Annotated in this window: 20 protein-coding genes and 7 tRNA genes; 2 read left to right on the top strand and 25 right to left on the bottom strand. The window is 53.3% G+C overall.

The annotated features are described in order from the left end of the window. Positions 1 to 8: 8 nt before the first annotated feature. The 12 genes from HV477_RS05590 to miaB all read right to left on the bottom strand — a co-directional run bounded on the left by HV477_RS05590 (position 9) and on the right by miaB (position 13,388). On the bottom strand, positions 9 to 1,688 hold the full coding sequence (locus HV477_RS05590) for a molecular chaperone HscC (protein WP_000368035.1): 1,680 nt from the start codon (positions 1,686 to 1,688) through the stop codon (positions 9 to 11). A 75-nt stretch (positions 1,689 to 1,763) separates the two neighbouring features. Beyond that, positions 1,764 to 3,002 (bottom strand): hypothetical protein, encoded by a 1,239-nt coding sequence (locus HV477_RS05585; protein WP_079899183.1) that lies wholly within the window; start codon positions 3,000 to 3,002, stop codon positions 1,764 to 1,766. Between the two features lie 31 nt (positions 3,003 to 3,033). Next, entirely contained in the window at positions 3,034 to 3,969 is a 936-nt protein-coding gene (gene rihA, locus HV477_RS05580) for a pyrimidine-specific ribonucleoside hydrolase RihA (protein ID WP_001578322.1), read from the bottom strand. A 116-nt stretch (positions 3,970 to 4,085) separates the two neighbouring features. Further along, complete coding sequence (gene gltL / locus HV477_RS05575) at positions 4,086 to 4,811, bottom strand: glutamate/aspartate ABC transporter ATP-binding protein GltL (RefSeq protein WP_000631369.1); 726 nt, start codon at positions 4,809 to 4,811, stop codon at positions 4,086 to 4,088. Then, positions 4,811 to 5,485, bottom strand: a complete 675-nt coding sequence (gene gltK, locus HV477_RS05570; protein ID WP_000272794.1) for a glutamate/aspartate ABC transporter permease GltK — start codon at positions 5,483 to 5,485, stop codon at positions 4,811 to 4,813. The genes gltL and gltK overlap by 1 nt, the downstream gene beginning before the upstream one ends. Then, the gene (gene gltJ, locus HV477_RS05565; protein WP_000020930.1) at positions 5,485 to 6,225 is read right to left on the bottom strand and encodes a glutamate/aspartate ABC transporter permease GltJ; all 741 of its coding nucleotides are present in this window, start codon (positions 6,223 to 6,225) and stop codon (positions 5,485 to 5,487) included. Before gltJ ends, gltK begins: the two co-directional genes overlap by 1 nt. Positions 6,226 to 6,384: 159 nt before the next feature. Next, positions 6,385 to 7,293 carry an amino acid ABC transporter substrate-binding protein gene (locus tag HV477_RS05560; protein WP_001518176.1) on the bottom strand — a complete coding sequence of 303 codons (909 nt, stop codon included), beginning with the start codon at positions 7,291 to 7,293 and terminating at the stop codon, positions 6,385 to 6,387. Between the two features lie 355 nt (positions 7,294 to 7,648). Further along, the gene (lnt, locus tag HV477_RS05555; protein WP_079899209.1) at positions 7,649 to 9,187 is read right to left on the bottom strand and encodes an apolipoprotein N-acyltransferase; all 1,539 of its coding nucleotides are present in this window, start codon (positions 9,185 to 9,187) and stop codon (positions 7,649 to 7,651) included. A gap of 19 nt (positions 9,188 to 9,206) precedes the next feature. Next, positions 9,207 to 10,085, bottom strand: coding sequence for a CNNM family magnesium/cobalt transport protein CorC (gene corC, locus HV477_RS05550; RefSeq protein WP_001278615.1), 879 nt, complete (start codon positions 10,083 to 10,085; stop codon positions 9,207 to 9,209). Between the two features lie 157 nt (positions 10,086 to 10,242). Further along, positions 10,243 to 10,716 carry an rRNA maturation RNase YbeY gene (gene ybeY / locus HV477_RS05545; protein WP_000084477.1) on the bottom strand — a complete coding sequence of 158 codons (474 nt, stop codon included), beginning with the start codon at positions 10,714 to 10,716 and terminating at the stop codon, positions 10,243 to 10,245. After that, positions 10,713 to 11,759: a PhoH family protein gene (locus tag HV477_RS05540; protein WP_001018045.1), complete on the bottom strand. Its 1,047-nt coding sequence runs from the start codon at positions 11,757 to 11,759 to the stop codon at positions 10,713 to 10,715. The genes ybeY and HV477_RS05540 overlap by 4 nt, the downstream gene beginning before the upstream one ends. A 204-nt stretch (positions 11,760 to 11,963) precedes the next feature. Then, positions 11,964 to 13,388, bottom strand: a complete 1,425-nt coding sequence (gene miaB, locus HV477_RS05535) for a tRNA (N6-isopentenyl adenosine(37)-C2)-methylthiotransferase MiaB (RefSeq protein ID WP_001519200.1) — start codon at positions 13,386 to 13,388, stop codon at positions 11,964 to 11,966. A 143-nt stretch (positions 13,389 to 13,531) separates the two neighbouring features. Here miaB and ubiF point away from each other — a divergent pair, with 143 nt between their 5' ends. Beyond that, positions 13,532 to 14,707, top strand: coding sequence for a 3-demethoxyubiquinol 3-hydroxylase (ubiF, locus tag HV477_RS05530; protein ID WP_079899182.1), 1,176 nt, complete (start codon positions 13,532 to 13,534; stop codon positions 14,705 to 14,707). 66 nt (positions 14,708 to 14,773) lie between these two features. Here the strand turns inward: ubiF and HV477_RS05525 are convergent, their stop codons facing one another. The 13 genes from HV477_RS05525 to nagB all read right to left on the bottom strand — a co-directional run bounded on the left by HV477_RS05525 (position 14,774) and on the right by nagB (position 22,407). Beyond that, positions 14,774 to 15,349 (bottom strand): hypothetical protein, encoded by a 576-nt coding sequence (locus HV477_RS05525; protein ID WP_058805521.1) that lies wholly within the window; start codon positions 15,347 to 15,349, stop codon positions 14,774 to 14,776. 135 nt (positions 15,350 to 15,484) lie between these two features. Then, positions 15,485 to 15,559 (bottom strand) — tRNA-Gln (locus HV477_RS05520). A 43-nt stretch (positions 15,560 to 15,602) separates the two neighbouring features. Beyond that, positions 15,603 to 15,677: transfer RNA gene (locus HV477_RS05515), tRNA-Gln, on the bottom strand. A gap of 46 nt (positions 15,678 to 15,723) precedes the next feature. Further along, positions 15,724 to 15,800 (bottom strand) — tRNA-Met (locus tag HV477_RS05510). Positions 15,801 to 15,815: 15 nt separating this feature from the next. Continuing rightward, positions 15,816 to 15,890 (bottom strand) — tRNA-Gln (locus tag HV477_RS05505). A 35-nt stretch (positions 15,891 to 15,925) separates the two neighbouring features. Further along, positions 15,926 to 16,000: transfer RNA gene (locus HV477_RS05500), tRNA-Gln, on the bottom strand. Positions 16,001 to 16,023: 23 nt separating this feature from the next. Next, positions 16,024 to 16,108, bottom strand: a tRNA-Leu gene (locus HV477_RS05495). A gap of 8 nt (positions 16,109 to 16,116) precedes the next feature. Further along, positions 16,117 to 16,193: transfer RNA gene (locus tag HV477_RS05490), tRNA-Met, on the bottom strand. Between the two features lie 221 nt (positions 16,194 to 16,414). Beyond that, entirely contained in the window at positions 16,415 to 18,079 is a 1,665-nt protein-coding gene (gene asnB, locus HV477_RS05485) for an asparagine synthase B (RefSeq protein ID WP_000337034.1), read from the bottom strand. A 289-nt stretch (positions 18,080 to 18,368) separates the two neighbouring features. Next, on the bottom strand, positions 18,369 to 19,121 hold the full coding sequence (gene nagD / locus HV477_RS05480; RefSeq protein WP_000153143.1) for a ribonucleotide monophosphatase NagD: 753 nt from the start codon (positions 19,119 to 19,121) through the stop codon (positions 18,369 to 18,371). 46 nt (positions 19,122 to 19,167) lie between these two features. Next, positions 19,168 to 20,388: a DNA-binding transcriptional regulator NagC gene (nagC, locus tag HV477_RS05475; protein ID WP_000187578.1), complete on the bottom strand. Its 1,221-nt coding sequence runs from the start codon at positions 20,386 to 20,388 to the stop codon at positions 19,168 to 19,170. A gap of 4 nt (positions 20,389 to 20,392) precedes the next feature. After that, positions 20,393 to 21,547 carry an N-acetylglucosamine-6-phosphate deacetylase gene (gene nagA, locus HV477_RS05470; RefSeq protein ID WP_023245076.1) on the bottom strand — a complete coding sequence of 385 codons (1,155 nt, stop codon included), beginning with the start codon at positions 21,545 to 21,547 and terminating at the stop codon, positions 20,393 to 20,395. 59 nt (positions 21,548 to 21,606) lie between these two features. Next, positions 21,607 to 22,407, bottom strand: coding sequence for a glucosamine-6-phosphate deaminase (nagB, locus tag HV477_RS05465; protein ID WP_001237059.1), 801 nt, complete (start codon positions 22,405 to 22,407; stop codon positions 21,607 to 21,609). 326 nt (positions 22,408 to 22,733) lie between these two features. Here nagB and nagE point away from each other — a divergent pair, with 326 nt between their 5' ends. Continuing rightward, complete coding sequence (nagE, locus tag HV477_RS05460; RefSeq protein ID WP_079899181.1) at positions 22,734 to 24,686, top strand: PTS N-acetyl glucosamine transporter subunit IIABC; 1,953 nt, start codon at positions 22,734 to 22,736, stop codon at positions 24,684 to 24,686. The last annotated feature ends 122 nt before the right edge of the window (positions 24,687 to 24,808 follow it).

Here is a 24,808-nt window from a genome sequence, read left to right as displayed (position 1 = left end):
AAGCGCCGTTACGGCGCTTTCGGCTCGTCAATACCCAGATATTCACAGGCGCGACGGCGCACATCATCGACGCGCTGCATATCATTAGACAGCAGCGCCGCGTCGAAATCGGTAATAATCTCCCCCAGCATTTCGCGCTCATCGCCTAACGCGCGTGACCACTGCTCCTCTAACTGTGCTTTAAACGTCCGGTTAATCAGCATATCGCGGGGATAAATTTTCAGCGCCTGCAGGCGCTCGCGGCTGGCGTCGATTTGCTGCGTCGTCAGTGAGGTGGCATTGTGACTGATGATTCTGGATTCACTCTTGCCGTCTTCCAGCAGCACGTCAACTTCCAGCAGACCATTAATATCGTAGCTAAAACGAATATCAATGGCCTGAATGTGCCCGTTCGGCTTCAGCATGACGTCAAAAGAATCAATCAGGATATTATTTTTCACCTTATGGCTTTCGCCCTGGTATACCCTGACGCAAATAGAGTCCTGCTCAGGGTGCATGGTGGAGTACGTTTCCACTTTTGACACCGGAACGGTGGTATTGCGTTCAATGATGGGCGAGAAAATACCAGGCACTCCCTGTCGGTTGACTTCCACGCCCAGCGAGTAGGGGCAGATATCCGTGAGGATCACCTCTTCAACGTCTTCATGGCGCAGGCGACAGGCGGCCTGAGTTGCGGCGCCAAGCGCCACGATGGTGCTGGGATCGTAACTTTGATAGGGCAATTTACCGAATAAGCGCACCGCGATGCGTTGCACCAGCGGCATCTGTGACGCGCCGCCGACCAGCACCAGGCTGTCAATTTGCTCCGGTTTGAGTCGGGAGTCGCGCAGCGCCTGCTCAATGGGCGTGCGCAGCCGGTTGAGCAACGGTAGCCACAGGGCTTCCAGCTCATCGTCATAAAACGTGCTTTCCAGAACGCTCTCCTGATAAAGCCAGCTCATGCGCAGCGGGGAGCTGCTGGCGCATTTTGCCGCTTCAACACAGGCATACAGCGCAGCCAGATCGCTATCCGTCAGCGCTGATTTATCGAGATTCCAGCGTTTCAGCACTTCATCAAGCAACAAATGCGTGAAATCTTCGCCGCCGAGGTAGTTATCGCCAGCGGAGGCGTGAACTTCGATAATCGGCGTAGCGTATTCCAGAACGGTCACATCAAAGGTTCCGCCCCCCAGATCGAAAACCAGCGAACGGCTATTTTGCTGCGTATGCAGGCCATAAGCCATTGCCGCCGCCGTGGGTTCATTGATCAAGCGCACGGCGTTTAACCCCGCAAGCTCAGCGGCAAGGCGTGTATGCTTCCGCTGCTCATCGCTGAAATAAGCCGGAACCGAGATCACGACATCCTTGATTGGCTGCTGAAGGTAGTCTTCCGCATCTTCTTTCAGCGAGCGTAAAACCAGCGAAGATAATTCCGGCGCATTAAACGACTCTTCACCCAAATGCCAGTGAGTATTACTGCCCATTGCGCGTTTAAATAAGGCAGCGGTTTTATCAGGATGAGATGTTTTACGCGCTGCGGCAGGTTTTCCCACCAGAATTTGCTTATTTTCATCCATACTAATTATGGATGGTGTTAAATATTCACCAAATTTATTAGGTATTAATTGTGCGGCTCCGTCTTGCCAGACGGCGATTAAACTATTAGTGGTGCCGAGATCGATACCAATCGCTAACGTTGCATTATCCATTGCGTTTAATTTATCGGGAAAGAGAGTTTATAGAATAAAGAACACCACCCTCTGGCGTGGTGATCTTTATCAATGTCACGCCTGGCGAAAGTATTCATCCATAATGTTCGTCAACTCCGGGCGCTCGCCGTCATCATTGATGGCGAAATCGAGGAAAAAAGCATCGGCCTGTGGCGTGCGTTTCTGGGCCAGTAAACGAAACGCCAGCGGGTAGTGGCAAGCATAACCGGGGGTGCGAGTCAGAAAACGGACAAAATCAATCAACAAGGGGGAATGGGTATAAAACAGCGCGCGTAACAATACGGCGGGAAATCCCTCTTCGGTGATCCCTTGCGCCATGATTTTGTTGAGGCCGGCCTCGCTCAGATCGCCTGCGGCAATAATGTCTGCGCAGGCCGCAAGATTGGGATAATTCGCCGCGCAGTTAGCCAATGCGTTCGGCCAGTTGACGCGGGTATAACGTTCGTCATGGCGAGTAAAGTAATCCTCCCAAAGGGATGGCGGTAGTTTTTCGTACTGTATTTTCAGGGGGATGCGGCGCTGAAACTGGGCTTCTTCCAGGCGCTCGCCGTCATAAAATCGCAGGTATTGCTGTCGCGTCTCGTAGCATGTCATCGCCACCGGCTGGCTGATGACCCAGGTCTTCACGGGCCGGCCTTCCAGCGCGGCGGCGGTGGCTTTATGGTGACCATCAAGCAGGACGCAAAGCCAGCTGTCATTCATATACCAGGCCAGCGCGTGGCTCTCTGGCTTATCGCGGTAATACCCGGCGCGTTGTGGGTTAAATCGCGATGGGGGCTGGCCTGGCAGTAAAAAACAGGGTTCGCCGGACTGGTAGTGATAGTCCACGTCAGCAATCCACTGCCCTGTGGTCGCGGGATTCGGTTGTTTTTCGTTACCCACCGCCCAGAAAAAATGTCCGTTGCCATCTGTGGGATAAAGTTCGCGTTCTTCCAGCCGGTAATAGCCATCGGCAAAGAGTGAAAATAGCGGCGTCAGGGAGGTAAATGCTTCGTTCAACCCGACTCCTGGCCGATTCCACTCGGCAAGTGAGGATAAAAACTGCGCGGCGCCTTCATCATCATTGTTAAAACCGGCATAAACAAATTCTGCGCAGGTTGGGCACCAGGCTTCAGTGTAAAAACGAATCAGCGGCGAGCCATGCCAGGAGAGCGTATGAATACCGGCGTAAGAGTCGGGATCGTGGATAACGCAGGGACGAAGCAATGCTTTTCCGTTACGTACTGAAAACGTTATATGGGCTACGTCGTGCTGTAGCAGGCTGATTTCAGGTCTATTGTTACGCCAAAACATCGCTGTTCATCCCTGGATTCTACTTTGCGCTTTATGCGTAGTATTGCAGCCGCTCCGCCAGCAAATCGACAAATCCCTGGCGGTCTACATCCACCATCACCGTCGCATTCGGCTTATTCCCCGTCAGGAAATAATAATCCACCACCGTCATCCCCTGGGTGTATTTCCCCTGGGTTTCCACGCCGACCCAACGCTCAACGGTGGTGAAAATCTCGGGCTTGAGCAGCCAGGCGATGGTGCACGGGTCGTGCAGCGGTGCGCCGACAAATCCCCATTTTTCGTCTTTGTGATATTCAAAGAAGAAGTCGAGTAGTTCAGCCACGATCGTCGAAATTGGATTGCCGATGTCGCGGAAACGCTCGATATCGGCGGCGTGAATCTGCGCCTTATGGGTGACGTCCAGCCCGGCCATCACCACCGGAATGCCTGACTGGAAGACAATTTCTGCCGCTTCCGGGTCGACGTAAATATTAAATTCCGCAGCGGGCGTCCAGTTACCCAATCCCATTGCGCCGCCCATGATCACAATGCGGGCGATTTTCGTATGCAGTTCCGGATGGCTATTCAGCAGCAGCGCCACGTTGGTCTGTGGGCCAGTAGAGACGATGGTGACCGGCTGTGCGCTCTCGCGCAGTGTTTTTGCCATCAGCTCAACGGCAGTGCCGCTTTGCGGGGCGAATGACGGCTCGGGCAGCGCCGGGCCGTCAAGACCGCTTTCGCCGTGAACGTTATCAGCGATAATCAGTTCGCGCATGAGCGGTTTCACCGCGCCGCCCGCCACCGGAATATCCGGGCGTTTGAGCAGCGTCAGCATCCGCAGCACGTTGCGCAGGGTCTTCTCCGGCGTCTGGTTGCCGGCGGAAGAGGTGATCGCTTTCACTTCCAGTTCAGGGGAGGCGAGGGCGAGAACGAGGGCGATCGCGTCATCATGACCCGGATCGCAATCAATAATAATGGGCAGTGCCATTGTGGCTCCTTGTAAGCGGTACTTTGTGACAAGGTTAACGCCCGGCTGGATACGTTTCGAGAAGCGAAGCGGTAAAGCGTGAGATAGCGCGCACTCTGACGTGCGCGCCGGGAAGATTAGTGCAGGATTTTCGCAAGGAAGTCTTTTGCGCGATCGGAACTGGGGTTAGCGAAGAACTCCTCTTTTGGCGAATCTTCGACGATTTTACCTTCATCCATAAAGATCACCCGGTTAGCCACTTTACGGGCAAAGCCCATTTCGTGCGTCACCACCATCATGGTCATCCCTTCGTTCGCCAGTTCGACCATCACGTCCAGTACCTCGTTGATCATTTCCGGATCGAGTGCGGAAGTCGGTTCATCGAATAACATGGCAATGGGGTCCATACACAGCGCGCGGGCGATCGCCACGCGCTGCTGCTGGCCGCCGGAAAGCTGCGCCGGGAACTTGTTGGCATGCGCAGACAGGCCAACGCGCTCCAGCAGCTTCAGGCCTTTATCGCGGGCGGCGGCCTTATCGCGTTTCAGCACTTTCACCTGCGCCAGCGTCAGGTTTTCGATGATCGACAGGTGGGGAAACAGTTCGAAGTGCTGGAATACCATGCCTACGCGGGAACGCAGTTTCGCCAGATCGGTTTTTTTGTCGTTCACTATAATGCCGTTAACGGTAATTTCGCCTTTTTGCACCGGTTCCAGACCATTGACGGTCTTAATCAGCGTGGATTTACCGGAACCCGATGGCCCGCAGACTACCACCACCTCACCTTTTTTCACTTCTGTTGAACAATCGGTCAGCACCTGAAAGTGACCATACCATTTTGAAACATTTTTCAGGGTAATCATTAAACTGTCCTTTTCTTCAAATAGCTGACCAGCAACGACGCGCTCAGGCTGATAACAAAATAAACGGCGCCGGCGAACAGAATCATTTCGACCTGAGTTCCGTCACGCTCGCCGATAGTCGACGCGGTGCGGAAGAAGTCCGCCAGGCTGAGTACATAAACTAAAGAGGTGTCCTGAAATAGCACGATGCCCTGCGTAAGCAACAGCGGCACCATCGCCCGAAACGCCTGCGGCAGAATAATGAGCTTCATCGACTGCCAGTGGGTCATCCCCAGCGCCAGCGCGGCGCTGGACTGCCCGCGGGAAATACTTTGAATACCGGCGCGAATAATCTCGGAATAGTAGGCCGCTTCAAACATAGAGAATGCCACCATCGCGGAGATCAGGCGGATATCGGTTTTCGGCGATAGTCCCAGCACGTTTTGCAGAAAGCCGGGTACAATCAGATAGAACCACAGCAAGACCATCACCAACGGGATGGAACGGAAAACGTTAACATACGCTTTAGCAAACCAGGCGATAGGGGCAAAGCTTGAGAGGCGCATGACGGCCAGAATGGTTCCCCAGACTATCCCCACGATAACGGCGGTGACGGTGATCTTCAGCGTGATGACCAACCCGGCCAGTAGGTAAGGCAGTGAGGGGATAATCGAACTCCAGTCAAATTCGTACATTATTTGCTCCCCACGTTGCCCGGCAGGCGGACTTTGCGTTCAACCAGGCTCATGACCAGCATGATAACGGCGTTAATCAGCACATAGGCCAGCGTAATGGCGGTGAAGGATTCCCAGGCGTGCGCCGAGTAATCCAACAGTTTGCCTGCCTGCGCCGCCATATCCACCAGGCCGATGGTTGAGGCAATAGCCGAGTTTTTCACCAGGTTCATCATCTCTGACGTCATTGGCGGCACGATAACGCGATAGGCATTCGGCAGCAGGACATAGCGATAAGCCTGCGGCAGCGTTAGCCCCATCGCCAGCGCCGCGTTCTTCTGTCCGCGAGGCAGAGACTGAATCGCGGCGCGCACCTGTTCGCAAACGCGGGCGGCGGTAAACAATCCCAGACAGATCATTGAGGAGAGGAAAAACTGAATGTTGGGATCGAGTTCCGCCTTAAACCACATGCCAAGATCTTCCGGCAACAGTTCAGGCACCACCAGGTACCAGGTGAAGAATTGCACGATCAGCGGCACGTTGCGGAACAGTTCTACGTACAATGTGCCCAGTCCGGAGAGGAAACGGTTGGGAACGGTACGTAAAATGCCGAAAATAGATCCTACCAGGAAAGCGATAATCCAGGCGGTAATCGAAAGGGCTACGGTGACCTGAAAACCACTCCATAGCCAGCCGAGATAGGTGGTGTTGCCGAAGGGGGCTTCCTGTAAAAAAATACCCCAGTTCCAGTCTATTGACATACATCTACTCCGAAAAAAAAGGGTAGCAGCGCTACCCTCGAAGATTGTTGCCCGGCGATTTGCGGCTTCAGGCCCGATGGGGAACGACCATCAGGCTTATAGTCTGTCCGTGCTGAGCGACAATCGAGAGGACAGGAGTCCCGTCCCATTTAGTTTTAGTTAGTTAAGCGCTTTATCATTCGGTGCTTTGAACAGGGCTTTCATCTCGTCAGACAATTCGAAATTCATGTTCAGGTTTTTCGGTGGGATCGGATTTTTAAACCACTTATCAAACCACTTTTCCGCTTCGCCGGAGGTTTGCGCCTGAGCGATGGTATCGTCCATCAGCTTTTTAAACTCAGGGTCGTTTTTACGCAGCATACAGCCGTAGGCTTCCTGGGACTGCGGTTTACCGACAATCTCCCAGTTATCCGGTTTCTTGGCTTTGGCGCGCTCGCCGGCCAGCAGCGCGTCATCCATCATAAAGGCGACGGCGCGACCGCTTTCCAGGGTGCGGAACGAGTCACCGTGGTCTTTCGCGCTAATAATACGCATCCCCATCTTTTGCTCTTCGTTAAGCTTATGCAGCAGTATTTCAGAGGTCGTCCCGGAGGTGACGACGACCGCTTTGCCTTTCAGATCCGGGAAATCTTTAATATCGCCGCCTTTTTTAGTCAGCAGTCGCGTCCCGACGACGAAAATCGTATCGGAGAAAGCGGCCTGTTTCTGGCGCTCAAGGTTGTTAGTCGTTGAACCACATTCAAAATCGAAGGTTCCGTTTTGCAACAGCGGAATACGGTTTTGCGAGGTGATCGGGATCAGCTTCACCTGCAGATCGGGCTTGTTAAGTTTCTTTTTTACCGCTTCCACAATGGCGTTGGAGTAGTCCTGGGAATAGCCGACCACTTTCTGCTGGTTGTCGTAATAAGAAAAGGGCACAGAAGATTCGCGATGCCCGACGACGATCACGCCATTTTTAGCGATCTTGTCCAGGGTGCTACCAGCGGCAGGCGCGCCATCTTCTGCGTGCGCAAGGCCCGCAGACAGTCCCATGACCAGCATTGCTGTGGTTAGCTTACGTAATTGCATATCCAACTCCTTTATCATCTGCGCCGTCGACGCATTGATAGCTATTGTGATGTTGTTATTGCCTGCAACTTGCGCGTGCAGTGTTATGTGTGTTTGTTAACATTTAGTGTGGCTTGTTGTAAATATTTTGCTGCGATATTGTTTATTTTTGCGAAGTGCGCCGCACCGTTCAGAGGCAAAAATCCTACATTGCACCGTTCAGGTGCTACCGATGATCGATTTTGGTGCGACCAGGTTGCACAAGCAGCCAGAACAGGTTTGCCATGTTTAACAAAGCAATAGACGTGCCAGAATGAGGGAAAAAAGGAGGATTTTCAGGCCGGATAAATGAAGCGCTATCCGGCCTGGGGAGAGATTATTTCCGTCGTTGTCGCAGACTCATCACTACCGCGCCAAAAGCAAACAGCGCGGTCAGTACCCATAGCGGCCAGTTGCCGGTACGGGCATAGGGAGTTAACCCCGTGGTTGGCGTGACGTGGGTGGTCAGTACCTGGCGTGTGAACTGCGGGATCATCGCCTGAATTTCGCCCTGCGGGCCAATCACCGCCGTAATACCGTTATTAGTACTGCGCAGCAACGGACGCGCCAGCTCCAGCGAACGCATCCGCGCCATCTGGAAATGTTGCCACGGGCCAATGGACTTACCAAACCAGGCGTCGTTAGAAATCGTCAGCAGATAGTCGGTGTCCGGGCGGAAGTTATCCCGCACCTGTTCGCCAAGAATAATTTCATAGCAGATTGCCGCCGTCAGCTTATAGTCGTGCGCATGTAACTGCGGCTGGATATAAGGGCCGCGGCTAAAGGAGGACATGGGCAGATCGAAGAACGGCGCCAGCGGACGCAGGATAGACTCCAGCGGAACGAACTCGCCAAAGGGCACAAGGTGATTTTTATTGTAGCGATTGGGCGAGTCATAACTGTATGGATTATCCTTGCCCAACGTAATAATCGTATTGTAGGTGTCGTATCGATTCTGTTTATTGAGACGCGCATCGACAATACCGGTGATCAGCGTGCTATTTTTTTCGCGTAACATCTCGTCCAGCGAACGAAGGAAAGGCTGCTGATTGATTTCGAGATCCGGAATCGCCGACTCAGGCCAGATAATAATCTGTGATTTGCCTAACTCTGGGCGAGTTTCGTTGAGATAAATTTTTAGCGTATTCAGTAGCTGGTTTTCGTCCCACTTCAGCGACTGCGGAATATCGCCCTGCACCAGCGATACCTGGGTCGCTTTGGTAGGTTCCAGCGTAAACCACTGGATATAACGTAGCGGAAAGGGCAAAGCAAACAGAATCACGGCGACAGCCAGCGGACGCCAGTTCCGCGTCGCCAGTGCCAGCGCTAACAGGCCGCTGACCATCATCAGCAGGAAGTTGATCGCTTCGACGCCCATTACCGGCGCCAGGCCTTTTAGCGGGCCGTCGACCTGACTATAGCCAAATTGCAGCCAGGGGAAGCCGGTCAGCACCCAGCCGCGTAAAAATTCGGTGATTTGCCATACTGCAGGCGCGGCGATAGCGACGCGCAGCCAGTTGGTTTTTGGCCACAGGCGCGACAAAATCCCGGCAAACAGTCCGGTATACAGCGAGAGATAAGCTGCAAGCAGCACCACCAGAAAAACGTTAACCGGGCCCGGCATGCCGCCAAATTGCGCGATACTGACATAAACCCAGTTAATCCCGCTACCGAAAAGTCCGAGTCCCCAGCAATAGCCGATGGCGGCAGACTGGAGCGGGCGGCGATTGAACGTTAAGGCCTGCAGCCCGATAAGCGACACTATCGCTGCGGGCCAGACGTCATACGGAGAGAAAGCCAGTGTTCCGCAGGCGCCGAATAATAACGCCAGCAGCAGGCGAATACGCTGGCGTTCAATTAACGAGGCAAATGCCATTTTTAGTCCACTATTGCTGTTATTCGTCCAGTTTTGGCTGGGGCGAGTCATCCGGGATCCTGACATGCACCTGAATAATACGACGACTATCGGCCATCGCCACTTTGAACTGGTAACCATCAATGTCAATGGTTTCGCCGCGGGCCGGTAAATGGCCGAACGCCTGCATCACCAGCCCGCCGATGGTATCGACTTCTTCATCGCTGAAGTGGGTGCCGAAAGCGTCATTGAAGTCTTCAATCGACGCCAGCGCGCGAATCGTCCAGGTATGGCGGCTAAGCTGACGGAAGTCGATATCGTCTTCTTCGTCATACTCATCTTCAATTTCACCGACAATCAGTTCGAGGATGTCTTCGATAGTCACAAGGCCGGAAACGCCGCCAAACTCATCGATAACGATGGCCATATGGTAGCGCTGGGAGCGGAATTCCTTGAGCATACGGTCAACCCGTTTGCTTTCCGGTACGACAACCGCGGTGCGTAACACTTTGTCCATGCTGAAGGCTTCGGCATCGCTGCGCATAAACGGCAGCAAATCTTTGGCCATCAGAATCCCTTCAATGTGATCTTTATCTTCGCTGATCACCGGAAAACGCGAGTGGGCGGACTCGATGATAACATCGAGACATTCGTCCAGCGTCTGGTTGCGTTTCAGGGTAATCATCTGGGAGCGCGGGATCATAATATCGCGAACGCGCTGGTCGGCGATGTCCATTACGCCTTCGAGCATATCGCGCGTATCTTCATCGATAAGCTCGTTCTGCCCGGAATCACGGATCAGCGCCAGCAACTCATCACGGTTTTTAGGTTCACCGTGGAAAAGCTGGCTGAGTAGCAGGGAAAAAAATCCCTTTTTACTGTTTACTGTGTCACTACTGTGTGAATTGTCGTCGCTCATGGCGTCGTATGGGTTCTCATGTTAGTTAATACAAAGCTCGTCATGCGTATACTCAGCTGTGACGGCATGTTTTGCCTGATGGCGCTACGCTTATCAGGCCTACAAAAGGCATGAATGTAGGCCGGATAAGGCGCAAGCGCCGCCATCCGGCAAGCTACTATTCTGCAATCTTCTCGGCAATGTACGGATCCTCATAGCCCATAGCAAGCATAATCTCCGTTTCGAGAGACTCCATCTCTTCCGCTTCGTCATCGTCGATATGATCGTAACCCAGCAAATGCAGGCTACCGTGCACGACCATGTGCGCCCAGTGCGCCTCCAGCGGCTTGCTCTGTTCCTGCGCTTCCTGCTCCACGACCTGACGGCAAATAATCAGATCGCCCAGTAGCGGCATTTCAATGCCGGGGGGCGCTTCAAACGGGAAGGAGAGAACATTAGTGGGTTTATCTTTCCCGCGGTACGTCAAATTAAGGTCGTGGCTTTCGGCCTCATCCACCAGACGGATTGTGACTTCCGCCTCTTCCTGAAACTGCGGAATAACGCCGTCCAGCCAGCGTTGAAACTGAGCTTCATCCGGCAGGCCCGCGTGGTTTTCACAGGCCAACTGTAAATCGAGGATCACCTGGCTCATTTCTGTTCCTGCTCCTGGGCTTCACGCTTACGCTCCGCCGCCAACGCCGCTTTGCGTTTTTGTTCGGCCTCTTCCCAGGCTTCATAGGCGTTAACAATGCGGGCAACGACCGGATGGCGCACCACGTCTTCGCTGTGGAAGAAGTTGAAACTGATTTCATCGACTTCCGCCAGCACTTCAATGGCATGACGCAAGCCGGATTTGGTGTTGCGTGGCAGGTCAATCTGCGTCACGTCGCCGGTGATCACCGCTTTCGAGTTAAAGCCGATACGCGTCAGGAACATCTTCATCTGTTCGATAGTGGTGTTCTGGCTTTCATCCAGAATGATAAAGGCGTCGTTTAATGTGCGTCCGCGCATATAGGCCAGCGGCGCGACTTCAATCACATTGCGCTCAATCAGTTTCTCGACTTTTTCAAAGCCGAGCATTTCGAACAGCGCGTCATACAGCGGACGCAGGTACGGGTCCACCTTCTGACTTAAATCGCCTGGCAGAAAGCCGAGTTTTTCGCCCGCTTCCACCGCCGGACGGGTCAGTAGAATACGGCGAATCTCCTGGCGCTCCAGGGCGTCTACCGCAGCGGCGACCGCAAGATAAGTTTTACCGGTACCCGCCGGGCCGACGCCAAAGGTAATATCATGATCGAGAATATTGGCGATGTACTGCGCCTGGTTCGGGGTACGCGGTTTAATCACGCCGCGCTTGGTTTTGATATTGATCGCTTTGCCATAGTCAGGCACGCTTTCCGCGCTCTGTTCCAGCACCCGCGCTTCTTTGATCGCCAGATGAATTTGTTCCGGTTCGATATCCTGAGTCTGGCCGCGCATCGGTGCGGTATCGACATACAGACTTCGCAAAATATCTGTCGCCGCGGTCACGCAAATCGGACGACCGGTCAGTTTAAAGTGATTGTCACGGCGGTTGATTTCAATACCGAGACGACGTTCGAGCTGTTTAATATTGTCATCAAACGGCCCGCAAAGGCTCAACAGACGGGCGTTGTCTGCGGGCTCAAGGGTAATTTCGCGAGTGTCTATATTCAAACTGTTCCTCTTGTGTCTGTATCGCCGGACGCTGAACATTTACCGGCATCTAAGGAAATTATTCACGCCATAGGGAAAAGGCGCAAGCATTGCAATGAAGATGGGGATGAAGAGAGAAAATTGCAAGGCCCGTCGGGCGACAGGCCATGACCAGGAAGCCCGACAGGCGTAGCGCCATCGGGCATTATTGCCTTTTCAGCAGGGTTAAGGCTGGTAGAATCCTACGCCTAGCTCATTTTCTTTACGGGTACGGGCAATGACGGACTCCGGCGTTTCGGCGACGCGCAGCCCCATTTCATCTTCGGTACGCACCACTTTTCCGCGCAGGGAGTTCGGATAGACGTCAGTAATTTCCACATCGACAAACTTACCAATCATCTCCGGCGTGCCTTCAAAGTTCACCACCCGATTGTTTTCGGTACGGCCAGACAGTTCCATAATGTTTTTACGTGACGTGCCTTCCACCAGAATGCGCTGTGTCGTGCCGAGCATACGGCGGCTCCATGCCATCGCCTGCTGATTGATACGCTCTTGCAGAATATACAGACGCTGCTTTTTCTCTTCTTCCGGTACGTCATCAACCATATCGGCAGCCGGCGTTCCCGGACGCGCAGAGAAGATAAAGCTGTAGCTCATATCAAAGTTGACGTCAGCGATAAGCTTCATGGTTTTTTCGAAATCATCGGTAGTTTCGCCAGGGAAACCGACGATAAAGTCAGAGCTTATCTGAATGTCCGGCCGCGCCGCGCGCAGTTTACGGATGATTGCTTTATATTCCAGCGCAGTGTGGGTGCGCCCCATCAGATTCAACACGCGATCGGAACCGCTCTGTACCGGCAGATGCAGGAAACTGACCAGCTCCGGCGTATCGCGGTACACCTCGATAATGTCGTCGGTGAACTCAATCGGATGGCTGGTGGTAAAGCGAATACGGTCAATGCCGTCGATGGCGGCAACCAGACGCAGCAGATCGGCAAAGGTGCCGGTGGTGCCGTCGTAGTTTTCTCCGCGCCAGGCGTTAACGTTCTGGCCCAGCAGGTTGACCTCACGCACGCCCTGCGCCGCTAACTGGGCGATTTCGAACAGGATATCGTCTGAGGGACGGCTGACTTCTTCACCGCGGGTATACGGTACCACGCAGTAAGTACAATATTTATTGCAGCCTTCCATGATAGAAACAAACGCGGTCGGGCCTTCTGCGCGCGGTTCCGGCAAACGGTCGAACTTCTCGATTTCCGGGAAGCTGATATCGACCACCGGGCTGCGGTCGCCACGCACGGAGTTAATCATCTCCGGCAGGCGGTGTAAGGTTTGCGGGCCAAAAATAATGTCGACGTAATGGGCGCGTTGACGAATGTGCTCGCCTTCCTGGGAAGCCACGCAGCCGCCGACGCCGATAATCAGATCGGGATTTTTCTCTTTTAACAGTCTCCAGCGACCTAATTGATGGAAGACTTTTTCCTGAGCCTTCTCGCGGATTGAGCAGGTATTCAACAGCAGCACATCCGCCTCTTCCGCCACGTCGGTCAGTTGATAGCCGTGGGTGGCGTCCAGCAGATCGGCCATCTTCGATGAATCGTACTCGTTCATCTGACAGCCCCAGGTTTTAATATGGAGTTTTTTAGTCATCGACTTGCTCTTGCGAAATAGTGGCTGAAAAGCAGGGCGCATAGTGTAATGCTTTGGCGCGGTTGTGACCAGTATGACTGACGTCAGCCCTAATGGGTAAAAAATCCTGTAAACTTGTCTAAAACGTAACAGGATGAATGACCATGACAAATCAACCAACGGAAATTGCCATTGTCGGCGGGGGAATGGTCGGCGGCGCGCTGGCGCTGGGTCTGGCGCAGCAAGGGTTTACGGTGATGGTAATAGAACATGCCGCGCCTGCGCCGTTTGTGGCTGACAGCCAGCCTGACGTGCGGATTTCGGCCATTAGCGCGGCATCCGTGGCGCTGCTCAAGGGACTGGGCGTTTGGGAGGCGGTGCAGGGGATGCGTAGCCATCCTTATCGGCGACTGGAGACCTGGGAGTGGGAAAACGCCCATGTGGTGTTCGACGCCGCTGAACTCAAGCTGCCGCTGTTAGGCTATATGGTAGAGAACAACGTCCTGCAACAGGCGCTATGGCAGGCGCTGGAAGCGCACCCCGGCGTGACGCTGCGCGTTCCGGCTTCACTGGCGGCATTGCACCGCCGCCACGATGGTTATGCGCTGGAACTGGCCGACGGCGAATGTATCACGCCGAAGTTAGTGATTGGCGCCGACGGCGCGAATTCGCAGGTTCGGCAAATGGCGGGAATTGGCATTCATGCCTGGCAATATGCGCAGTCGTGTATGCTTATCACCGTCAAGTGTGAAAATGCGCCAGGCGACAGCACCTGGCAGCAGTTTACGCCAACGGGGCCGCGCGCCTTTTTGCCGCTGTTCGACGATTGGGCGTCGCTGGTGTGGTATGACGCTCCGGCACGTATTCGCCAGCTACAGAGTTTATCGATGACGCAATTGCAGGTGGAAATTAACCAGCACTTTCCGGCGCGTCTGGGGGCGGTGATGCCTGTCGCGGCGGGCGCGTTTCCGCTAACCCGTCGTCACGCGTTGCAGTATGCGCAACCGGGGCTGGCGCTGGTAGGCGACGCGGCGCATACCATTCATCCGCTGGCCGGGCAGGGCGTCAACCTGGGGTATCGGGATGTTGATGCGTTGATTGATGTGCTGGCGAGTGCCCGTAGCTATGGCGAGTCCTGGGCCAGCCATTCGGTGTTGAAACGCTATCAGACGCGGCGCATGGCAGATAATTTTATGATGCAAAGTGGAATGGATCTGTTCTATGCCGGGTTCAGCAATGAACTGCCGCCGCTGCGTATTTTACGCAATATGGGGCTGATGGCGGCGCAGCGCGCAGGCGTGCTAAAACGTCAGGCGCTGAAGTATGCGTTGGGATTGTAACCCGCTGAATGCCTTACCCGGTTTGTAAAAACGCTCAATTGCAGGTCGGGTAAGCGTATTGACATCTTACTTTACTGCAAATAAAGCACATAAACCTAATTTCCCTTTGAAATCAATTTCATACCAAGGTGATGCCATTTCAATTGTGCATACGTTGTATTGGCAACGTACTACTTTATGTAGCATCAGTAATGTGGAACTCATTGATTTTACAAGAATCGCCAGAGTGATTAATGCGGCGAGAATCCGATACCACGTCAGTGTTGCATGTTGGACATCAAACCACAGAATATAAAAAGTGATGATGTGAAGAATGACTTTGCTGGACAGGGCGCGAATATAGAATCCACGCAGCGCCGTTTTCGAGGAAAACGCGACATTAATCAGCGCGCTTTGTTTTTCTTGCACAGGGATCCCTGGCAGATACACTATCCATTCCGCACTATTCTGGCGTAGCATGACCGCCTTTTTCTGGTGCAGTATATGTAGCCTCATTGACACTGCCACGGGGTAAACCAGACCCAAAATAATCAACCAGGCGGCGCTGGCCGTGATATCAATGAAGGTGAAAGCGCAGAGCAAGACGGCCATAAAAAATGTTAATGGCTGCAAAAAGAGATACCAACAAAACTGGTAATTCATTGTGAGGTTACCGAACGCTCCCTGTAAGGCTTTATCATAGCGTTTTACTGATAGCAGGGCATTGAGGGGGAAACCTCTTTCGGAATTTATAAACGCAGAAAAGCAAAAAGCTCGCCGAAGCGAGCTTTTTAAAAGTGGCTGGGGTACGAGGATTCGAACCTCGGAATGCCGGAATCAGAATCCGGTGCCTTACCGCTTGGCGATACCCCAATTGTCGTACTTCTTGCGCTCATTAGCAGAGCGTCTTTAAAACTGGCTGGGGTACGAGGATTCGAACCTCGGAATGCCGGAATCAGAATCCGGTGCCTTACCGCTTGGCGATACCCCAACAAATTATTTTCGAACCGGTCGAATACCTCGACGCGTTCTGAATATGGTGGCTACGACGGGATTCGAACCTGTGACCCCATCATTATGAGTGATGTGCTCTAACCAACTGAGCTACGTAGCCAGATGATTTCTTCGATGGCTGGGGTACCTGGATTCGAACCAGGGAATGCCGGTATCAAAAACCGGTGCCTTACCGCTTGGCGATACCCCAATACCGTCGCGGTGAACCGCAAACTCGAAGAAATATGGCTGGGGTACCTGGATTCGAACCAGGGAATGCCGGTATCAAAAACCGGTGCCTTACCGCTTGGCGATACCCCATCCGTACAACGCTTATCGGTGAATGGTGCGGGAGGCGAGACTTGAACTCGCACACCTTGCGGCGCCAGAACCTAAATCTGGTGCGTCTACCAATTTCGCCACTCCCGCAAAAAAGATGGTGGCTACGACGGGATTCGAACCTGTGACCCCATCATTATGAGTGATGTGCTCTAACCAACTGAGCTACGTAGCCATCTTTTTTCGCGTTACCTTATCGGCGTTGCGGGGCGCATTATGCGTATTGAGCCTTGAAGCGTCAACCTCTTTTTCATCGAAAAACGTCGGAAAGTGTCTGTTTGGTTAGGTTGCGAACAGCGTGGCGCAATATTCGGCAATTATTGGTTATTAATCGTTTTTCCGAAAGTGGTTTGCTATAAAAAAAGAGCCACTAAGGGCTCTTTCGTCATCGTTAATTTACTGGTACGCCGACTGATGCACGCCGACCGCGCGGCCTGACGGGTCATCCATCGTTTTGAATGCTTCATCCCACTCAATGGCTTTGGCGGAAGAACAGGCCACGGACGGGCCGCCGGGTACGCATTCCGCCGCGCTCGGCACCGGGAACAATTCTTCAAAAATTTCCCGGTACAAGTACGCCTCTTTAGACGACGGCGTGTTGTATGGAAAGCGGAAGCGGGCGGTTTCCAGTTGTTGATCGGAAATCTGTTTCGCCGCCACTTCTTTCAGCGTATCGATCCAGCTGTAGCCTACGCCGTCAGAGAACTGCTCTTTCTGACGCCACGCGACGCTTGCTGGCAGATAAGACTCGAAGCACTCGCGCAGCACGTGTTTTTCCATCTTGCCGTTGCCGCACATTTTATCCTGTGGGTTGATACGCATCGCCACGTCGAGGAATTTTTTATCCAGGAACGGTACGCGCGCTTCCACGCCCCAGGCGGACATCGCTTTGTTGGCGCGGGCGCAGTCATACATATGCAGCGCCTGTAGCTTACGGACCGTCTCTTCATGTAACTCTTTGGCGTTCGGCGCTTTATGGAAGTACAGGTAGCCGCCAAACACCTCATCGGAACCTTCGCCGGAGAGCACCATTTTGATGCCCATCGCTTTGATCTTACGCGACATCAGATACATCGGCGTTGAGGCGCGGATAGTGGTCACGTCATAGGTTTCAATGTGATAGATAACATCACGAATGGCATCAAGGCCTTCCTGCACGGTGAAGTGAATTTCATGGTGCACGGTGCCGAGGTGGTTAGCCACTTCCTGGGCCGCCTTCAGGTCAGGCGAACCTTCCAGACCGACCGCAAAAGAGTGCAACTGTGGCCACCAGGCTTCGGAGCGCTCCTGATCTTCGACGCGACGGGCGGCGAATTTTTTGGTGATTGCCGAAATAACCGACGAGTCCAGACCGCCGGAGAGCAGCACGCCATAGGGCACGTCGGACATCAGGTGGCTTTTCACGGATTCTTCCAGCGCCTGGCGCAGCGCGTTTTTGTCGGTGACGTTGTCTTTTACCGCATCGTAATCGAACCAGTCGCGCTGATAGTACTGACGAATTTCGCCGTCTTTGCTCCACAGGTAGCTGCCCGCCGGGAACTCTTTAATGGTGCGGCAGACCGGGGTCAGCGCTTTCATTTCTGACGCTACGTAGAAGTTGCCGAATTCGTCATAGCCCATGTAGAGCGGAATAATACCGATATGGTCACGACCAATCAGATAAGCGTCTTTTTCGCTGTCATACAGGGCGAAGGCGAACATCCCCTGTAAATCGTCAAGGAAATCCGGCCCTTTTTCCTGATATAGCGCGAGAATAACTTCGCAGTCGGAGCCTGTCTGGAACGCGTAACGATCGCCATACTCCGCGCGTAACGTTTGATGGTTATAAATTTCACCGTTCACCGCCAGCACGTGGGTTTTTCTGGCGTTATACAGGGGCTGGGCGCCGGCGTTAACATCAACAATCGACAAACGTTCATGTGCGAGAATCGCGTTATCGCAAGCGTAGATGCCGGACCAGTCCGGGCCGCGATGGCGCATCAGGCGTGACAGTTCAAGGGCTTTTTTACGCAGTTCCGCTGCATCTGTTTTGATATCGAATACGCCGAAAATAGAACACATAGCCTTCTCCGTTAATCTGTTGCGTCGTACTTTTTGTGTTTGCTTGACTAAAAAATGCCGCAAAGGCGTGGAAGGCGCAAGGGGATTACGGTCTGAAAAATGAAAAATGCAATCGTCATTGTTGATTAGTGAAAAATGATTACGTATTGCGCGGGTTTATTGATGGATCTTCAGTTTTATCGTGGTTTAATTGAATTATGTTTTTCCTGATGACGTTTCGCTTATCAGGCCTACAATGTTGTTCGAACCGTAGGCCTGAAAGCGGCGCGTCATCGGGCAGGGGACAGGTTTAGATAACGTCTATCTCGGCGACGGAAGGGTAAATCCAGCTTGGGCGGAACGGCATACTGTCAATATCATTGATTGTTGATACGCCTGAAAGCACCAGAATGGTCTCCAGACCGGCCTGGAACCCCGCCAGAATGTCGGTGCGCAGGTTGTCGCCGACGATAACGGTCTCTTCCGAGTGCGCCTGCATTTTGTTTAACGCCGCGCGGATGATCCACGGGCTGGGTTTGCCGACATAAAACGGCTTCCGGCCGGAAATTTTTTCAATGCCTGCGCACAGCGCGCCGCAGGCCGGATAAAAGCCGCGACCGTGGGTATCCGGGTTGGTGGCGATAAAGCGCGCGCCATTGGCGACGAAAAATGCCGCTTTATGCATCATGTCCCAGTTGTAGGAGCGGGTCTCTCCAACAATGACAAAATCAGGGTTCACATCGGTAATGGTAAAACCCGCTTTATAGAGCTCGTGAATAAGCGCGCCTTCGCCCACGACATACGCTTTCTTACCTTCCTGACGGCGCAGAAAATCGGCTGTCGCCATTGCTGACGTATAAAACACGCTGTCCGGCACGTTAACGCCAGCGGTAGCAAAACGGTTCGCCAGATCCTGGCCGGTTTGCGACGGGTAATTGGTCAGCAGCACCAGCGGCAGACCTTTTTCCAGAATCCCCGTCAGAAATTCCGCCGCACCAGGTACGGCTACGTTGTCGTGCATCAGCACGCCGTCGATATCGCAGATTACATTCTTGATGGTCATGAACTACCCAGGGAATTTGTGAATAATCCGATACTATAAGAGCGCATCAACTTTCCAGCAAACGTTGCAGCAATGTTCCGTTGAGCATGGCGCGTTTAACTAAGGCAAATGCGCCGATAGCAGAACGGTGATCCAGCGTGGAGCGTACCACCGGCAAATTTTTGCGAAATGCCTTTAACGCCTGAGTATTGATACAGCTTTCGATAGCGGGCAACAGGACTTTATCGGCTTCAATGATCTCGCCGGCAATGACGATTTTTTGCGGATTAAACAGGTTGATAGCAATGGCGATCGTTTTGCCCAAATGGCGACCAACATGCTCAATGACTTCCGAGGCCAGGCTGTCACCCCGGTTTGCCGCCTTACAGATGGTTTTAATCGTGCAGTCGTCAAGCGGAACACGGCTTTGATACCCTTGTTTAAGCAAATTCAGCACCCGTTGTTCAATCGCCGCATTGGCGGCAATGGTTTCCAGACAGCCGAAATTACCGCAGTGGCAGCGCTCGCCCAACGGCTCCACCTGAATATGCCCAATTTCGCCGACGTTGCCGTTACGGCCAATGAAGATGCGTCCGTTGGAGATAATCCCGGCGCCTGTACCACGATGAACACGCACCAGAATCGAGTCCTCGCAATCCTGACTGGCGCCGAAGTAGTGTTCCGCCAGCGCCAGGCTACGAATATCGTGTCCCACGAAACAGGTAACGTGAAACCGTTTTTCCAGCGCTTCAACCAGTCCCCAGTTTTCAACCTGAATGTGTGGCATGTAACGAATCACGCCGCTTTCCGGATCGACAAGCCCTGGCAGGATCACCGAGATAGCGATCAATTCACGAATTTTACGCTGACAGCTATCAATAAAGACGGCGATAGTGTTGAGCAGCGCATGTTCCAGCGTCTCCTGGGTGCGCTCCGGTAGCGGATAATGCTCCTCAGCGACCACTTTACTGCTCAGATCGTAGAGCGTTAAAGTGGTGTCATGACGCCCCAGGCGGACGCCAATGGCATGGAAGTTGCGGGTTTCCGTGACGATAGAGATAGCGCGGCGGCCTCCGGTAGAGGCCTGCTGATCGACTTCTTTGATCAGCCCGCGTTCAATGAGTTGACGCGTAATTTTCGTTACGCTGGCGGGAGCAAGCTGGCTTTGCTCGGCAATTTGTATGCGCGAGATAGGACCATGCTGGTCAATCAGGCGGTAAACGGCCGCGCTGTTAAGCTGTTTTACGAGATCAACGTTACCTATCTGAGCTTGTCCGCCTGGTGTCATATTCTCACTTACTCAAGTCAACGACCTCGTCACCATTAACGATGGTCTTGATAATTTTAAAATCGTGGGTGAACGCGGTCAGGTTGGCGACTTTACCCGGCGCAATGCTACCGAGATGTTTATCAACGCCGATAGCGCGTGCCGGATAGAGCGTTGCCATGCGCAGCACTTCATCCAGCGCGATGCCGCAATGCGCGACCAGGTTGCGTACGCCTTCAATCATGGTTAAGGACGAACCGCTCAACGTACCGTTTTCATCCACACACAGTCCATTGCGGTAGTATATTGTTTTACCTGCGAAAATGAACTGCTCAATATTGGCCCCCGCCGGTGCGGTGGCGTCTGTCACCAGACAAAGTTTGTCGCCTTTCAGGCGTTTGGCATTGCGAATGTTGGCGTAGTCGACATGCAGGCCATCGGCGATAATGCCGCAATAAATATCCGCTTCGTCCAGAACAGCGCCAGCAAGGCCCGGCTCACGCCCTGTAATGTACGGCATCGCGTTAAACAGGTGAGTCGCAAAGGTAATCCCGGCGCGGAAGCCCGCTTTTGCCTCTTTTAACGTCGCGTTGGAGTGACCTGCGGAAACCACAATGCCCGCATTCGCCAGTTTAGCGATTACGTCAGCAGGCACCATTTCCGGCGCGAGAGTGACTTTGGTGATGACGTCGGCATTATCGCATAAGAAATCGACCAGCGCAGCGTCTGGTTTACGCACGAAATCAGGATTATGGGTGCCTTTTTTTACCAGATTAAGCCAGGGGCCTTCCAGGTGGAGACCCAGCGCCTGGTGCGGATGTTTTTCCAGGTATTCGCGCATGACGCGAATGCCCTGTTTCATCAATTCATCGCTGGTAGTGATAAGCGTTGGCAGAAAGTTAGTACAGCCCGATTTTTCATTGGCTTTCTGCATAATTTCCAGCGTTTCAACGCTGACGGCTTCTGCGGTATCGTTAAACTGCACGCCGCCGCAGCCGTTTAGCTGCACATCAATAAAACCGGGGGAGAGAATGGCCCCATTCAATGAGCGTTGTTCTATTCCCGGCGGCAGTTCGGCCATCGGACAAACGCGGTCAATCAGGCCATTAGCGACAACAAGCGCATGGTCATCAAGAATTTCGTGACCGGTAAAGATCCGGCCCTGGGTTAAAGCATACATTCTGACCCCCGATATCAAAAATTTACCGCCCCGCATTGACTGGCGGGGCGGAGACAACATTACAGACCTTTAATATTTTCTGCTTCTAATTCATTGAAATATTTCAATGTTTTAACTTTAAGTTCCATTGTGGACGGCTCATCGCATACCACAACCGCTTTCGGATGGAGTTGCAGGCAGCTAATGGTCCACATGTGGTTGACGTTGCCTTCAACCGCCGCCTGCAGCGCCTGGGCTTTCTGATGGCCCAGCACCAGAATCATCACTTCTTCCGCATCCAGCAGCGTGCCCACGCCTACCGTCAGCGCGTATTTCGGCACCTGGTTTACGTCGCCGTCAAAGAAGCGGGAGTTCGCTACGCGAGTATCATGGGTTAACGTTTTGATACGGGTACGGGAAGCCAGGGAAGACGCCGGTTCGTTAAAGGCGATGTGACCGTCGTTGCCGACGCCGCCCATAAACAGATGGATTTTACCGTAAGAACGAATTTTTTCTTCATATTGACGGCATTCCGCATCGATATCCGGTGCGTTACCGTTGAGAAGATTGATGTTTTCTGCTGGAATATCAACGTGATCGAAAAAGTTACGATGCATAAAGCTGTGGTAGCTTTCCGGGTGCTCTTTCGGCAGGCCAACATATTCGTCCATATTAAAGGTGACCACATGCTTAAAGCTGACCTCGCCCGCTTTGTGCATCTCAACCAGCGCTTTGTACGCCGTTAGCGGCGTGCCGCCGGTAGGCAGTCCAAGGACAAACGGACGATCGGCGGTCGGTTTGAACGCATTAATACGGTTAACGATATGGCGAGCGGCCCATTTGCCAACCTGTTCTGCGGTACTCAGGGGGATCAGTCTCATTCTTCACCTCAATAATCAATGTCAAAATTTGGCGGATCGTATTAAGCGTAACCTGGATATCCAGGGTTCGTGTTCAATCCGTCCTGATTTTTTGAATCATAAAATAAGTTTTCCGTGTTAGCCAGTGGATGGTGGGGGTAATTACGATATTTAGTGATTATAATCACAAAAAACACCCGTTTAATTTGCGAGGCGAATTAATTTTCCACACACTCTGCAGAAGATGATCTCACCGTTCGATTACAGAACATCACGTTTTTAACGTTTGCAGCACAATAAAAAACGGCTTCAAAGAAGCCATATCGGCGTCTCGTAGGGGGAATAAGATGAATATTTTAGGTTTTTTCCAGCGGCTGGGTAGGGCGTTGCAGCTCCCTATCGCCGTGTTGCCGGTGGCAGCGTTGTTGCTGCGATTCGGCCAACCAGATTTGCTGAATATGCCGTTTATCGCGCAAGCGGGCGGGGCTATTTTCGATAACCTGGCGCTGGTTTTCGCTATCGGCGTGGCCTCCAGTTGGTCTAAAGATAGCGCGGGCGCGGCAGCGCTGGCGGGAGCCGTGGGTTACTTCGTCATGACCAAAGCGATGGTGACGATTAACCCGGAAATCAACATGGGCGTGCTGGCGGGGATTATTACCGGTCTGGTCGGCGGCGCGGTTTATAATCGCTGGTCTGGTATCAAACTGCCTGATTTTCTCAGTTTCTTCGGTGGAAAACGTTTTGTACCGATCGCAACGGGCTTTTTCTGTCTGGTGCTGGCCGCTATTTTCGGTTACGTCTGGCCGCCGGTACAGCATGGCATCCATGCGGGCGGTGAATGGATCGTTTCCGCAGGCGCGCTGGGTTCCGGTATCTTTGGCTTCATCAACCGTCTGCTGATCCCCACCGGTCTGCATCAGGTACTGAACACCATCGCCTGGTTCCAGATTGGCGAATTCACCAATGCCGCAGGCACTGTATTCCACGGCGACATCAACCGCTTCTATGCTGGCGACGGCACGGCGGGGATGTTTATGTCCGGCTTCTTCCCGATCATGATGTTTGGTCTGCCGGGCGCCGCTCTGGCGATGTATTTCGCCGCGCCGAAAGAACGTCGTCCGATGGTGGGCGGTATGCTGCTGTCTGTCGCGATCACCGCGTTTCTGACCGGCGTAACCGAGCCGCTGGAATTCCTGTTTATGTTCCTGGCGCCGCTGCTGTACCTCCTGCACGCCATTTTGACTGGTATCAGCCTGTTCGTCGCGACGTTGCTGGGTATCCATGCGGGCTTCTCTTTCTCGGCAGGCGCGATCGACTATGTTCTGATGTATAACCTGCCAGCGGCCAGCAATAACGTCTGGATGTTGCTGGTGATGGGCGTTGTATTCTTTATCATCTACTTCCTGCTGTTCAGCGCGGTTATTCGTATGTTTAACCTGAAAACGCCGGGCCGCGAAGATAAAGTTGATGAGATGGTAACGGAAGAAGCCAACAGCAACACCGAAGAAGGGTTAACGCAACTGGCGACCAGCTATATTGCTGCGGTTGGCGGTACGGACAACCTGAAAGCGATCGATGCGTGTATTACCCGTCTGCGCCTGACCGTGAATGACTCTGCTCGCGTTAACGATGCGGCCTGCAAACGCCTCGGCGCTTCCGGCGTGGTGAAACTGAACAAACAGACCATTCAGGTTATTGTCGGCGCGAAAGCGGAATCGATTGGCGATGAAATGAAGAAAGTGGTGGCGCGGGGACCGGTCGCGGCAGCGTCTGCTGATGCGGCTCACGTTGCAACACCTGCTCCGGCGGCCAAACCCCAGGCGGTGCCGAATGCGGTAACTATCGCTGAACTGGTCTCTCCGATTACCGGTGAGGTAGTGGCGCTGGATCAGGTACCGGATGAAGCTTTCGCCAGCAAAGCGGTCGGCGACGGCGTGGCGGTGAAACCCACCGATAAAACCGTGGTTTCTCCGGCGGCGGGCACTATCGTGAAAATCTTCAACACTAACCACGCGTTCTGTCTAGAAACCGAAAAAGGCGCGGAGATCGTTGTCCATATGGGTATCGATACCGTCGCGCTGAACGGTCAGGGCTTCAAGCGTCTGGTCGAAGAGGGTGCGGAAGTCACGGCGGGTCAGCCGGTGCTGGAACTGGATCTGGACTTCCTGAATGCCAATGCGCGTTCCATGATAAGTCCGGTTGTTTGCAGCAACAGCGATGACTTCAGCGCTCTGGTCATCAAAGCGGATGGTCACGTGGTAGCGGGTCAAACGCCACTGTACGAGATCAAGAGCAAATAATCGCTTCCTGGCCGGATAAGGCGTAAGACGCCATCCGGCGATATCACAGGAAACATAAGCGGCAGAGGGAAACCTTCGCCGCTTTTTTTTACCGCAATTAGCCCCAATATTTTCTGCAAAGC

Origin of the sequence: Salmonella sp. SG203 (genome assembly GCF_013350575.1) — a bacterium.
Classification (GTDB): Bacteria; Pseudomonadota; Gammaproteobacteria; order Enterobacterales; family Enterobacteriaceae; genus Salmonella; species Salmonella enterica.
This window is presented reverse-complemented; position numbering and strand designations above follow the sequence as displayed.